Source organism: Neobacillus soli NBRC 102451 (assembly GCF_001591665.1).
In the GTDB taxonomy this organism is placed as follows: domain Bacteria; phylum Bacillota; class Bacilli; order Bacillales; family Cytobacillaceae; genus Neobacillus; species Neobacillus soli.
This window is the reverse complement of the sequence record NZ_BCVI01000005.1, coordinates 82,169-94,906: the sequence shown is the minus strand read 5'-3', so window position 1 is coordinate 94,906 and position 12,738 is coordinate 82,169. Positions and strand designations below refer to the sequence as shown.

Annotated in this window: 13 protein-coding genes; 7 read left to right on the top strand and 6 right to left on the bottom strand. The window is 37.3% G+C overall.

Annotated elements, in window-relative coordinates:
* The first annotated feature begins 24 nt into the window (after window positions 1-24).
* A complete protein-coding gene (locus BSO02S_RS01975; protein ID WP_066061611.1) occupies window positions 25-627 on the top strand; it encodes an SCO family protein in 603 nt (200 codons plus the stop codon).
* Between the two features lie 238 nt (window positions 628-865).
* On the opposite strand, the gene BSO02S_RS28190 is transcribed toward BSO02S_RS01975, so the two are convergent.
* Window positions 866-1,000: a hypothetical protein gene (locus tag BSO02S_RS28190; RefSeq protein WP_268875970.1), complete on the bottom strand. Its 135-nt coding sequence runs from the start codon at window positions 998-1,000 to the stop codon at window positions 866-868.
* Window positions 1,001-1,184: 184 nt separating this feature from the next.
* Here BSO02S_RS28190 and BSO02S_RS01970 point away from each other — a divergent pair, with 184 nt between their 5' ends.
* Window positions 1,185-2,783, top strand: coding sequence for an ABC-F family ATP-binding cassette domain-containing protein (locus BSO02S_RS01970; RefSeq protein ID WP_066061608.1), 1,599 nt, complete (start codon window positions 1,185-1,187; stop codon window positions 2,781-2,783).
* A gap of 43 nt (window positions 2,784-2,826) precedes the next feature.
* Here BSO02S_RS01970 and BSO02S_RS26040 read toward each other — a convergent pair whose 3' ends face one another.
* Window positions 2,827-2,958: a YuzL family protein gene (locus tag BSO02S_RS26040; RefSeq protein WP_084374852.1), complete on the bottom strand. Its 132-nt coding sequence runs from the start codon at window positions 2,956-2,958 to the stop codon at window positions 2,827-2,829.
* 101 nt (window positions 2,959-3,059) lie between these two features.
* Between BSO02S_RS26040 and BSO02S_RS01965 the strand changes: the two genes are divergently transcribed.
* Window positions 3,060-3,302 (top strand): YkuS family protein, encoded by a 243-nt coding sequence (locus tag BSO02S_RS01965; RefSeq protein ID WP_066061605.1) that lies wholly within the window; start codon window positions 3,060-3,062, stop codon window positions 3,300-3,302.
* A 40-nt stretch (window positions 3,303-3,342) separates the two neighbouring features.
* Here the strand turns inward: BSO02S_RS01965 and BSO02S_RS01960 are convergent, their stop codons facing one another.
* Complete coding sequence (locus BSO02S_RS01960) at window positions 3,343-3,759, bottom strand: hypothetical protein (protein ID WP_066061601.1); 417 nt, start codon at window positions 3,757-3,759, stop codon at window positions 3,343-3,345.
* A 91-nt stretch (window positions 3,760-3,850) separates the two neighbouring features.
* Complete coding sequence (locus BSO02S_RS01955) at window positions 3,851-4,339, bottom strand: Hsp20/alpha crystallin family protein (RefSeq protein WP_066061598.1); 489 nt, start codon at window positions 4,337-4,339, stop codon at window positions 3,851-3,853.
* A gap of 164 nt (window positions 4,340-4,503) precedes the next feature.
* Here BSO02S_RS01955 and BSO02S_RS01950 point away from each other — a divergent pair, with 164 nt between their 5' ends.
* Together BSO02S_RS01950 and modB are read left to right on the top strand one after the other, a co-directional pair.
* Window positions 4,504-4,761 (top strand): hypothetical protein, encoded by a 258-nt coding sequence (locus BSO02S_RS01950; protein ID WP_066061595.1) that lies wholly within the window; start codon window positions 4,504-4,506, stop codon window positions 4,759-4,761.
* Between the two features lie 196 nt (window positions 4,762-4,957).
* Window positions 4,958-5,614: a molybdate ABC transporter permease subunit gene (gene modB, locus BSO02S_RS01945; RefSeq protein WP_066061592.1), complete on the top strand. Its 657-nt coding sequence runs from the start codon at window positions 4,958-4,960 to the stop codon at window positions 5,612-5,614.
* Between the two features lie 45 nt (window positions 5,615-5,659).
* Here modB and BSO02S_RS01940 read toward each other — a convergent pair whose 3' ends face one another.
* Window positions 5,660-6,817, bottom strand: a complete 1,158-nt coding sequence (locus BSO02S_RS01940) for a D-alanyl-D-alanine carboxypeptidase family protein (protein ID WP_066061588.1) — start codon at window positions 6,815-6,817, stop codon at window positions 5,660-5,662.
* A 124-nt stretch (window positions 6,818-6,941) separates the two neighbouring features.
* Window positions 6,942-9,470, bottom strand: a complete 2,529-nt coding sequence (gene mprF, locus BSO02S_RS01935) for a bifunctional lysylphosphatidylglycerol flippase/synthetase MprF (protein ID WP_066061585.1) — start codon at window positions 9,468-9,470, stop codon at window positions 6,942-6,944.
* 246 nt (window positions 9,471-9,716) lie between these two features.
* Between mprF and BSO02S_RS01930 the strand changes: the two genes are divergently transcribed.
* Entirely contained in the window at window positions 9,717-10,169 is a 453-nt protein-coding gene (locus BSO02S_RS01930; RefSeq protein ID WP_066061582.1) for a cupredoxin domain-containing protein, read from the top strand.
* Between the two features lie 336 nt (window positions 10,170-10,505).
* Complete coding sequence (gene pflB / locus BSO02S_RS01925; RefSeq protein ID WP_066061579.1) at window positions 10,506-12,731, top strand: formate C-acetyltransferase; 2,226 nt, start codon at window positions 10,506-10,508, stop codon at window positions 12,729-12,731.
* Window positions 12,732-12,738: the final 7 nt, after the last annotated feature.

Here is a 12,738-nt window from a genome sequence, read left to right as displayed (position 1 = left end):
TTTATGGTAGGAGGGATAACACTTATGAAGAGGATTTATTTAATTTGCAGTCTTGCCGTGTTCCTAGGGATTGCAGCAGGAATTTCTTATTTTCTTGTTCGTGATGCAAATGCAAAAATACCTGCAGACGTTTCTTTGATTAATCAGAATGGTGATACCTATAATTTTGGTAAGGATCAAACCAAATTAAAGCTAATTGAATTTATCTATACACATTGTCCCGACATCTGTCCAACAACAACACAAAAGATGGTCGACTTGAAAAAAGATTTAGTAAAACGTGGAGTTTTCGGTAAGGAGATTGAATTTGTTACAATTACCATCGATCCCTATCGTGACACACCAGAGATTTTACAAGGGTATATGCAAGGGTCCGGAATAAAGAATGACAATCATTGGGTGTTCTTAACCGGCGCAAAGCAAAATATTAAAAATGATCAAAGAAAAATTAAACAGGTTGCAGATGCGATGCAATTTCAATTCAAAGACCCTGGAAATGGGCAATTTGTTCATTCAACCTTTACTTATTTGGTTGATCAAAACAACAAATTCATCGCGAAGTTTCCAATGGGGAAAGACTTTGATAAACAAGAGGTTTACGCTAAAATCATGGATAAAATTGAATAATAAAAAAAGCGGTTAGTCCCTAGGATTAATCGCTTTTTGTTACCTATTTTCTGTAGTAATACCATTTATATCTTCGAACTTCTAAGGTTGTCTAGCTCCAGCGCCCAGCGGCTAGTGGACTTCGCTCTTTTCCCTACGATAAGTCAAGCACGGATGCGCTCCGCTCTCCGTGTTTCCTTTATCTCAGTCGAAGCGCTCCAGTCCATACGCCGTGCAAAGGAAGCTTACGCTTTTCTATTTAATTCACAGATGAAGGATATTTTTTAATTTGCTGCAAAGATAAAAGGTAATTGGATTTCGGTTTTGTTAAACTCGCTTTTATTCCTGCCTTTTTTAATTTGTTAACGAGTTCAGTAAGCTGTTTTTTCGTCATACTTCTCACCCTCTTTAACTTGCTTCATAAACCAATTCTACAATAAAAATATGAATAAAGTGTGAAAACGAAGAAAATTTTTTAGAAAATTTTTCTTAATTAAACGGCTTAAACGTAAAGGATTCGCTATCACCCTATATTAATGGTATAATTAGAAGATATTTTGTTTTGGAGGATATTAATTATGATTACTGTAAGTAACGTAGGTTTAAGATACGGTGAACGGAAATTATTTGAAGACGTAAACATTAAATTCACACCCGGTAACTGCTATGGTCTAATCGGGGCAAACGGGGCTGGGAAGTCAACATTTTTAAAGATTCTATCCGGTGAAATTGAGGCACAAACGGGTACTGTACATCTTGGTCCAAATGAGCGAATGGCTGTGTTAAAGCAAAACCATTTTGAATATGAAGAAAACGAAGTATTGAAAACTGTCATTATGGGCCATACGAGACTATTTTCAGTCATGCAGGAAAAAGACGCGATCTACATGAAGGAAAACTTCACGGATGAAGATGGCATGAAAGCTGCAGAGCTCGAGGGTGAATTTGCGGACTTAAACGGCTGGGAAGCCGAATCAGAAGCAGCTATTCTTTTAAAGGGTCTTGGAATTGGCGAAGATCTTCATGAAAAAAAGATGGCAGAATTAACAGGTTCTGAAAAAGTGAAAGTCCTGCTGGCACAAGCATTGTTCGGCAGACCCGATGTTTTACTTCTAGATGAGCCGACAAACCACTTGGACATTAAAGCGATTCAGTGGCTGGAGGATTTCCTCATTAATTTTGAAAATACTGTCATTGTTGTCTCCCATGATCGTCATTTTCTAAATAAAGTTTGTACTCATATCGCTGATTTAGATTTCGGAAAAATCCAGGTCTATGTTGGCAACTATGATTTCTGGTATGAATCAAGCCAGTTAGCTAGCAGATTATCTTCTGACGCCAACAAAAAGAAAGAAGAAAAAATAAAGGAACTACAAGCCTTTATTGCTAGGTTTAGTGCAAATGCTTCAAAATCAAAGCAAGCAACTTCTCGGAAGAAGTTATTAGACAAAATTACACTTGATGATATTAGACCGTCCTCTCGTCGTTATCCATTTGTCGGTTTTACACCAGACCGTGAAATCGGCAATGATTTGTTAAGAGTAGAAGGTTTATCGAAAACCATTGATGGTGTTAAGGTCCTTGATAATATTAACTTCATCGTGAATAAAGGTGATAAAATTGCTCTTGTCGGAACGAACGAAGTTGCTAAGACCACTCTATTTAAAATACTTATGGGCGAAATGGAAGCGGATAGCGGTACCTTTAAATGGGGAATTACCACAACACAGGCTTATTTCCCTAAGGATAACTCCGAGTATTTTGAAAACAGTGAATTAAACCTTGTCGATTGGCTCCGTCAGTTCTCACCAAAGGATGACAGCGAAAGCTTTTTACGTGGCTTTTTGGGAAGAATGCTATTCTCTGGTGAAGAAGTATTAAAGAATGCAAGTGTTCTTTCCGGTGGCGAAAAAGTTCGCTGCATGCTCTCGAAAATGATGCTAAATGGCGCAAACGTGCTGCTTCTTGATGAGCCCACTAACCATCTAGACTTAGAATCCATTACTGCTCTTAATAATGGGCTCATTAACTTTAAGGGTTCATTGCTGTTTGCTTCCCATGACCATCAATTCATTCAAACCATTGCTAATCGTATTTTCGAATTAACTACTGATGGATTAATTGATAAGCAAATGACCTATGATGAGTACCTTGAAAGTGCTGAAGGACAAAAATAAGATCAATAAGGGCACCCATGTTTGTAAACAGGGTGCCCTTCTTTTAGCTTTGTTTTTGTTTTTTTCTCGATGATGATGCTGCTCTTGTGCCTGTTTCTGTTGTTGTTGTTCCTTGGCCTTCCACCTGTGAGGAATTAAGCCCAATGGTTGATGGATCCTTTTTCCGTTTTCCCATATTGCACACCTCCCCTATTAGCTTTTGGAAGATTATAGCTGCTTATTCCGAATATTTACGGTAAAGTTAGGCAATATAATCTAGAGGAGGAGGTGTTTTGTATGGCAAAAGTTGGAGTAGAACAATCACTAGGAAATGTTCAACAAGCATTACGAGAAAAGGGATATGATGTAGTGGAACTAAAGCAGGAGTCCGATGCCGAAAATTGTGATTGCTGTGTGGTCACAGGCCTGGATTCAAACGTAATGGGAATGCAGGATACCTATACAAAGGGTTCCGTTATCGACGCAAACGGCCTGTCTGCCGAAGAAGTATGCCAACAGGTAGAAAGCAGGCTCCAATAATTATTTCTCAGGAGACTAAAGGATTTAACTTTAGTCTTTTTTAATCCTCCTGTTTTGTCTTAATATTTACCTTAGGACCCATTTGCGCTGCGGACATCTTTACTTTTTTATCCTTTTCTTTTTCCTCTGCTGATTCTTCGTCCTCCAAATTTGGTGAATATTCACTCCCATAAGTGGCCCCTATATTTAATTTCCCTTTTAATTCTTTAATTCCAAGCTGACCAAAATTGTTATTTAGCTCGTATTTGTCCAAAATGATTTTTTCTATATTAATTTTTTCAATAATAATTGGGGGATCCCTATGTTTGGCAGCCTTGTCGGGTGATGTTTGTTCCTGGAGGGTTTGTAAGGTTTTCTTCAACTCTTTCAAATTCATTTCTAGGGACAGCAATTTTTCCTTTAATTCCTTTTTATCGTCATTTTTGCTGAAGATAAGGAAATAATTTTTTAATGACATGCTCACAAACGCTCCCTTATTCTGCACCTTATTTTCATTTATATGGGAAAAACAGCTTAACATGTCCACTTTTAAAAACAAAACTGGTTTACTAGTCAATTGGAATGATTTCGCCCTTTTCGACTATACGTTGATAACTTACAAATAATAACCCGTTCCAAAATTTAGCACTCAACTGATTGGGACTGACGGTATCAGATAATGTAATCTGTCTCTGAAATTCGCCATAAAATCGTTCAGAATAGGTTGTATTTAATTGTGGATGGATTGGCAGCGCCTTACCTTTAATGGTTAGAATATTGCCATTAAGCCCTAATTCAATATTCTCTTTCATTACCCCCGGAAGTTCGATGATGATAATCACTTCCTTCTCACCCTCTAATACATCGATTACGGGAAATGGCCGTGAATTTTTGTCTTCCTGTACCGGCTGCCTTTCACTGTTTGTTTCGGGTGATTTAAACTGTTGTTCATTCATAAATTGCTTGGTGAATTCCTGGTCAAAAATATTATTCCAGAATTCGCCCCCATGCATATTCTTGGCAACATCCATCCATTGTTTTAATTTTTCCATATCCATCAATACACCCCCTTTTGTTCCTTTTTAAAAAATAAAAGTAACGCGATTTCTCCCCTTCTACCATGATACGAAATGTCTTCATCATTTAATCCATATATTACTCTTCCTTCATAATCGTTCAGAAATGGCATATATTTAAAAGCAAGGTTAAGGAGGAGATGACCATGCCAGCTCCGGCTCCATATATAAATATTAATATCTTCATGATTAAAATTAATTCCTTCGAAAATGCCTCAGCCGTAAATATTGGTCAAAATCTTTTAGCAGAATGGCATAATTCCGATAAAAAGAACCAAGGATACGGGCAAAACTTTGGGGATAAAAGTGATTTCGTGGGAACACGAAGTTTTGTTGATGACAAAGATCAAATCGACTCTCCCGCTTCATTTGATTCACGCCCTATTAATTTTGATCAAGCGTAAGTATTCCTAAAAAAACTGCCGAATGGCAGTTTTTTTGGATTTCTGCCTTTAATGATTGAGTTCCTTTAGCTATAATGATTTATGAATGATTATATGCCAAATTAGCAGGCTTCCTAATTTATGATTATTTACAAAGTTAAAAGGCAAGAACAATTTTTCAAAAATATAGGTTTAAAGTATTGGATTGATGTACATAATGCAGAATGAATTCTGGACCCCCATCTTATTATCGCTAAAAGTAGCGTCTATTTCAGTCACCCTCGTGTTTGTTATCGGGATATTATTTGGGCGGATCTTATCAGATAGGCATTTCAAGGGGAAAATATTAGTCGAAACCTTTCTGATGCTTCCGATAGTTTTGCCGCCAACGGTGATTGGATTTTTATTGATTTTCTTTTTCGGCAGGAATAGCCCTGTTGGGATATTGATTGAAGAACTGTTTGCACGTTCTGTTATTTTTACTCCCTTGGCCGCAGTGATTGCTTCGACCATTGTCGCATTTCCGCTAATGTATCAAACGGTAAAAATTGGTTTTCAGTCCGTCGATAAAGGGATTGAAGAGGCAGCCAGGGTTGATGGGGCTAACGAATGGAATGTATTTTTCCTTGTTACCCTGCCATTATCAACAAAGTCCATTATTACCGGATTAGTCCTAAGCTTCGCAAGAGCACTAGGTGAATTTGGTGCCACATTCATGTTCGCTGGTAACATCCCCGGGAAGACACAAACAGCTCCTACAGCCATTTATGTCGCCATGGAATCTGGAAATATGAATTTGGCTTGGCTCTTGGTTATTTCTATGGTTTTGCTCTCAGCCCTTATGCTATTTGCAACAAATGTAACACAAAAATAAGCCATGAAAAGGAATCATCCTTTCCATGGCTTATTAAGTAAACAGTTAGTATCCTCGAGTAAATTTCTTTCGAACACCGATCAAGACCCCTGCGGCTGCAATGAAGATAATCCCATATAAAGCATTAGCTCCGTAAAGCTGCTGTTTATTTTCTGTTGGCTTCTCAATCTTTTTCGGTACCTTCTTGGGCATAGGCTCCTTATATTTAAGCGATACTAGCTGGATCACTTGACCATTATTATTTTCTATCGATAGTGCCCCTCCGTTATTTAACCTTTTAATACAGCCATTTACATTTTCTGTGATGACTGTGTCATTTTCAGGATAATATTCTTTAGTATCCATTTTAAAAATTTCACCCTGCTTTAGCGTCACATGGTGAAACGTTTTAAAACCATAATCAAATAAAATGGCTGTGTCGTCATATTTATCTTTCTTTTGGTCAGAATTTAGGACAATAGCTGTCAACTTAAGCTTCCCGTTGTCAGCAGTCGTTGCCAGTGTTTGTTTTGCTTCAGTCGTAAAGCCTGTTTTCCCTCCAGTTATACCTTTATAGGGTAACTCCCCTTTAAGCATGCGGTGGTGGGTGAGGAGCGTGGTTTTCCAGGACTTCCCTTCCCATTTAAGTACTTTTGTTCCAAATATCTCAGTAAAAACGGGGTTCTTGATGGCGTAATTTGTTATTATTGCTAAATCCATTGCGGTCGTATAATGGTTTTTAGCAAACAGTCCATTAGGATTAGAAAAATTCGTATTATTTACACCAACCGTCGTTTTTAAATACCTATTCAAATTGGCGGCAAAACGCTCAACGCTGCCGTCAATATGCTCGGCGATGGCAACGGCTGCATCATTACCTGAGTTGATAAGCATCCCTTGAATAAGCTTCTTCAATGTAATTTGTTCGCCTTCAATTAAATATACCCTTGTACCGTCTTGTTCCACGGCATTTTTACTAACCGTCACTATGCTATCTAAATTTCCTTTCTCAATCGCATAGATAGCGGTTGCAATTTTGGTAAGACTTGCAGGGTACAGTCTTTTATCAGCATTCTTCGCATAGAGAACAGCACCAGTTTCAGAATCTAATAGAACGGCTCCCTTGCTTTTTAAAGCTAGGTGCTGATTTTTTGCAGCAATTGCGTTTAATTGACTGGAAAATATCAATAATATAATGATGAAGAAAGAAAACAATTTTTTCATTGGATGACACCTTAACCCTTACATTTATTTCTATTTGATTTTAACAGAATCACCATGAATAGATAAATAGTTTTTGTAAAATTGGTAAAAAAACCGACAGGTATACCCTGCCGGTTCAACCATTTTATGCCCTTTTTTTCGATATCAATAAGGTAATCTGTGCCATTATAAATGGTAATGAAGATCTTCTTCGATAAGCCAAATATTTAGGCTCCCAACTATTTGTATATTTTTCTTTGAATTTCCGCAAACCCTGGAAGTGATAAATAAAGTGTCCGTGCAGAAAAATTTGCGCGGCAATTTTCTCACTTAAAAAGGAAAATTTCGATAATCCCACATTAGCTAGAGGTGCCATTCCCATATTAAAGCGTTCATAACCCTGCTTTTTTGCCCAATCAAATAAACAAAGAAAAAGGAAATCAACCACGCCTGACTGGACTTCAGGTTTAAATCTCATTAAATCAACAGAAATGGTTTGAAAATCATCATAAACATACATGATGCTCATAAAGCCAAGCGTTTGTTTATTTTCATCTTTCACAATCGCAATTGGCGCTTTATTTAAATAATCTTCATCAAAGAAACCTAGTGAGAAACCCTTTTCGGTTCTTCCCTGAAGCCATTCGTTTGAAATCTCTTCTAATTCAGCCAATAGGTCTTTTGAAAAAGGGGGTTTTACTAATTCAAACGAATAGTTTTCCCGCACAAATTTATTTCTTAATGACCGCAGCCCCTTCATTTTGGATCCTGATAAGGAGAAAGTTTTTAAGTTGACAAAGGCCTCCTCGCCTAATTTAAAAAAGGCAAAGCCATGTCCGTGAAGGTAGGGCAGCATATCATCACTAGCCTGATAAAAAACGGGAGTAAAACCGTATAGGTCGGCGATATCCTGAAATTCTTCAATCGCATTGGATAATTCACTTTTTTCACCTATCGGGTCTCCAAGAATAACTAATTTGTCTGCATATTGTTGAAAAGGTATTAAAACATTTTTAGTGCTGTTCCAAAAAATGAATTTATCATGTAAAAGGATTAAATGGGACAACACCTTTCCCTGATACTTCGTTAAATGATTAATAATTTCTTTTTCCTGGCCAAGGGATTTTTCCAACTTCCACTTTTTAGGCAAACTGATTAAGTATCCCGTTAAAAGAATCAATAATGCTATAACAAGTCCTATAATTGCACTCGTAAACAAATCCCGATAATCGACAATCACATAAGGTAGAAGTTTTGGCGGGATTGTAAATTTAGAGATGGGTAAATTAATATACCCTATTATTAGATACATAGAAGTAATAATAAGAATGACAGTAAAGTCAAAAATCGTTTTTCCCCATGTCAGCACGTAACTTTCCCGATAAAATTGACCTTTTGATACCCTAAGTAACAGCGCTACGATAATTAAAAAAATCGCTTCTTCATAATCAATCCCTTTAAAAATGGAGAATAGTGCTGCGAGAATCAGGGCAAACATCGACAACTCATATGCCCTTTTCACATTATATTCGATACCGCGTGATAAACCTAGCAGCAAAAATCCAGCCGCTACAGATAATTGATGGGAAACGTTAATAATTGGAAATGATAAAAGCTCTTGAGCTATCTTTAGCCTGGACATAATACCCGGCACACTTGCCGATAAAAGCAGGATTAAACCGGATAAGAAAACAAGTATCGTTAAGATGATATGACTTAATCCTTGAATAATCGCTTTCGGCAGGTAATTCCATGATTGGTTCCATTTTTCCCAATAGAGCTTAACAAAGAAAACTAGGCTGATAATAAATGGAACGAAGTAATAGCCAATCCGGTAAAATAATAGCAGAACGAGGACCTTCTCTTCAGGTACTTGTAAATCCTGCATCCCCCAGATAAATACCAAATCAAAAGAACCCAGCCCACCTGGGATCATACTTATAATACCGGCACAGGCGGCAACAATATAAACAGGGAATAAATTTTCAAAAGAAATAGGAATTCCCAATAATCTGCTTAATATCCAAATAGCGATAAACACAGCAAGCCACTCAACTATGGAAACTAAGACTAGTTTTGCCGCTACTTTGGCGGTTATCAACGTATGGTTACTCTTTTTCGACTTTATTATATGTATGAATAGGAAAACAGGTAAGTATAAACCTAAACCTAAAACGGCAAAATAGAGCCATTTTGTATCGATAAACAGGGGAAAGTGACGATATCTAATGGTTACAATCCACGATAGCACAGAAATCCCCGTTAAGTAAAAAAGGGACACTGTAGCAATTATCCCTAAAAGTTTTCGCTTATCCTGTTCAAGCTTGTGAAAGAAATAAGTCCTTAACATGGCCCCTATTAATCCACCAAAGCCGATTAAGTTCGAAAAGGAATTGGCTATGAATGATTGCTCCAATAATTCCCTTTTAGGAACCTTTAACTTTAAGATCCGGACTAGTATCACATCGTACATCAACATGGGTAAAACAGCCGCAAAGGTAATAGCTAAAATCAATACTAATGTCCCGGCATTCAGCTGATTAAGTTCGTTTCTTAATAACTGACCATTAAAATCTCTTGTGAATTTTTTCATTTCTACAATAGCAAAAATCAAAAGTAACAGCGGGAAAATAAACTTAACAACTTTTAATATTTTTTCTTTTCTAATCCCCAACAAAATAACCACCTATTTTTATTCCTGATTTTACTATAAACTTTTCTATAGGAAAAACAAAGAAATATTCCTCTAATTTAAGTGTATTTATTATTATTGTAGACATTTTATTTAATGTACAATCATAGCTCAGCGTTTAATTGCAGCCGTATATTTAAAAACAATGGTGTAAAAGTTTAAAAAAGAGACAAGTTTAGTAGCCTGCCCTGCATAAGTATTAAATAGGACAAATTAAGGGAGGCGCTTATGAAATTTTTAGTAATAAAAAAGGAGACACTGCTTTTCTTTTTAGCGGTAGGTGTCGTGCTTGCATCGATATCAGCCTGGTTTATGTTAAAAGCAGGAGACACAGCTGTCTTTAATCAACTTTCAAAGGAAAAAATCCGCGAAATCCACATGGTTACAGCGGAATTCAAGACAAAAATGAAAAATGGCAAGGAAATTGAAGCTTATCGCTGGGACCCTGGTACCATCTCTTTAGAAAAAGGGGAAAAAGTAAGGCTGTTTATTAGCGGAATCAACGGTGAGGAGCATCCTTTCTATATTGAAGGAACAAAGATTAAAGGGATTGTAAAAAAAGGGGAAGAAACGGTTGTTCCACTGCATTTCAATAAAGAAGGTACCTACCGTCTCATTTGCGAGGTTCATGGAGATCGCGCACATAATGGTCCAATGATTGCTTATATTGTTGTTGATTAAGAGCAGGAGAACTTCTTCCTGTTCTTTTCCTTGCATTAAGGGGGTCTGTTTCATAAATTTCCACTATTGAAACGTTGATATTATTGCCTTTGTCTTATATAACAGTTTTCTATATTTTTCTCCTTTTTATAATACAGATTATAAAATCAGATATTATCGTTCATAAAATATTCAAATTCAAGGCAAAAAAACCCTTTGATAGCAGCACTTCACAATATCTTAACAATTACCCTTTTTTCATGTGACACTTTTCACATCTGTCCTGTTATACTGATATTAAGATAGAAATAGCAAATCTGTTATATATTTTTTCAAAAACTTAAGAGGTGAAAAATAATGGAACAATGGCAAGGATTTATAAAAGGTACATGGGCAAAAGAAGTGAATGTTCGTGACTTTATTTTGAAAAATTTCACGCCTTTTGAAGGAGACGACTCATTCTTAGTTGATGCAACAGACGCAACCAACAAACTTTGGGAGCAAGTGATGGAGCTTACAAAGCAGGAACGTGAAAATGGCGGCGTACTTGATATGGACACTGAAACAGTATCTACTATTACTTCACACGGTCCTGGTTTTCTTAATGAAGACCTTGAAAAAGTAGTGGGTGTTCAAACGGATAAACCATTTAATCGCTCCCTGCAGCCGTACGGCGGGATTCGGATGGCTAAAGCAGCTTGTGAAGCGTACGGTTATCAATTAAATTCAGAAATTGAAAAAATCTTTACGGAGTTTCGTAAAACCCATAACCAAGGTGTTTTCGATGCCTATACAGATGAAATGGTGCTTGCACGTAAAGCAGCGATTATTACAGGCCTTCCTGATGCATATGGCCGTGGACGGATTATCGGAGATTATCGCCGTGTCGCATTATATGGTGTTAATTTCCTCATTCAAGAAAAGCTAAAGGATCACAAAAACACAAGTAAGGTTATGACAGAAGAAAACATGCGTCTACGCGAGGAAATTGCTGAGCAAATCCGCGCATTGAAAGAACTTAAGGAAATGGCAAATAGCTATGGATTTGACATCAGCCAGCCCGCAAAAAATGCTGTTGAGGCATTCCAATGGGTATATTTCGGTTATTTAGCAGCCATTAAAGAACAAAATGGTGCTGCAATGAGCTTAGGGCGCGTGTCATCCTTCTTAGATATATATATTGAAAGAGATTTGCAAAACGGAATACTAACAGAAGAAGCAGCACAAGAGATTGTTGACCATTTTATTATGAAGCTTCGTCTTGTAAAATTTGCCCGCACACCTGATTATAACGAATTATTTAGCGGCGACCCTACCTGGGTAACAGAATCAATTGGCGGTATGTCTTTGGACGGACGCTCACTTGTAACAAAGAGCTCTTTCCGTTTCCTTCATACATTAGATAATTTAGGACCTGCACCAGAGCCAAACCTAACAGTACTTTGGTCACCGCAGCTTCCTGAAAGCTTTAAAAAATATTGTGCGAATATGTCGATTAAAACTAGCTCAATCCAATATGAAAATGACGATATTATGCGCCCAGAATATGGGGATGACTACGGCATTGCCTGCTGCGTTTCCGCCATGGAGATCGGAAAGCAAATGCAATTCTTCGGAGCTCGCGCGAACTTAGCGAAAGCTCTTCTATACTCCATTAACGGTGGTATGGATGAAAAGTTAAAAATCCAAGTTGGCCCACAATTTCAGCCAATCACGGCGGACGTGTTGAATTACGAAGAAGTAATGCAGAAATTTGATCAAGTGATGGAATGGCTTGCGGGACTTTACATTAATACCTTAAATGTCATTCACTATATGCATGATAAATATAGCTATGAAAGAGTTGAGATGGCCTTACATGACACGGAAATCCTTCGTACAATGGCAACAGGAATTGCTGGTTTGAGTGTTGTTGCAGACTCACTGAGTGCAATTAAATACGGTGAAGTAAAAGTAATCCGTGACGAAAAAGGGATTGCTGTTGATTTTGAAACAAATGGAGACTTTCCTAAATATGGAAACAACGATGATCGTGTTGACAGCATTGCAGTTGAAATCGTAAAAACATTTATGAAAAAATTACGGAAACACCAAACCTATCGCAATTCTGTGCATACATTGTCAGTCTTGACGATTACATCAAACGTTGTTTATGGTAAGAAAACAGGTAATACACCCGATGGACGTCGTCTAGGCGAACCCTTTGCACCGGGTGCAAACCCAATGCATGGCCGTGATACGAAAGGAACATTAGCTTCCCTATCCTCTGTTGCTAAGCTACCATATAGTTATGCAATGGATGGTATTTCAAATACCTTCTCGATAGTACCTAAAGCATTGGGAAAAGAAGAAGAAAGCCAAGTTCGTAACTTAGTGTCCATCTTGGATGGTTATACAATCAAATCTGGCCATCACCTTAATGTAAACGTCTTTAATAGAGAAACGTTAATCGATGCAATGGAACATCCAGAACTGTATCCACAATTAACGATTCGTGTTTCAGGATATGCCGTTAACTTTATTAAATTAACGAAAGAACAACAGCTTGATGTTATTAACCGCACTTTCCATGAATCTATGTAACTAGGAA

Bases quoted from the DNA above. Each gene is read 5' to 3' on its own strand.
- BSO02S_RS01970 (WP_066061608.1), top strand. From the start codon at position 1,185: ATGATTACTGTAAGTAACGTAGGTTTAAGATACGGTGAACGGAAATTA.
- BSO02S_RS26040 (WP_084374852.1), bottom strand. From the start codon at position 2,958: ATGGGAAAACGGAAAAAGGATCCATCAACCATTGGGCTTAATTCCTCA.
- BSO02S_RS01960 (WP_066061601.1), bottom strand. From the start codon at position 3,759: ATGTCATTAAAAAATTATTTCCTTATCTTCAGCAAAAATGACGATAAA.
- BSO02S_RS01940 (WP_066061588.1), bottom strand. From the start codon at position 6,817: ATGAAAAAATTGTTTTCTTTCTTCATCATTATATTATTGATATTTTCC.
- BSO02S_RS28190 (WP_268875970.1), bottom strand. From the start codon at position 1,000: ATGACGAAAAAACAGCTTACTGAACTCGTTAACAAATTAAAAAAGGCA.
- BSO02S_RS01930 (WP_066061582.1), top strand. From the start codon at position 9,717: ATGAAATTTTTAGTAATAAAAAAGGAGACACTGCTTTTCTTTTTAGCG.
- BSO02S_RS01965 (WP_066061605.1), top strand. From the start codon at position 3,060: ATGGCAAAAGTTGGAGTAGAACAATCACTAGGAAATGTTCAACAAGCA.
- BSO02S_RS01950 (WP_066061595.1), top strand. From the start codon at position 4,504: ATGCCAGCTCCGGCTCCATATATAAATATTAATATCTTCATGATTAAA.
- BSO02S_RS01975 (WP_066061611.1), top strand. From the start codon at position 25: ATGAAGAGGATTTATTTAATTTGCAGTCTTGCCGTGTTCCTAGGGATT.
- modB (WP_066061592.1), top strand. From the start codon at position 4,958: ATGCAGAATGAATTCTGGACCCCCATCTTATTATCGCTAAAAGTAGCG.
- BSO02S_RS01955 (WP_066061598.1), bottom strand. From the start codon at position 4,339: ATGGATATGGAAAAATTAAAACAATGGATGGATGTTGCCAAGAATATG.
- pflB (WP_066061579.1), top strand. From the start codon at position 10,506: ATGGAACAATGGCAAGGATTTATAAAAGGTACATGGGCAAAAGAAGTG.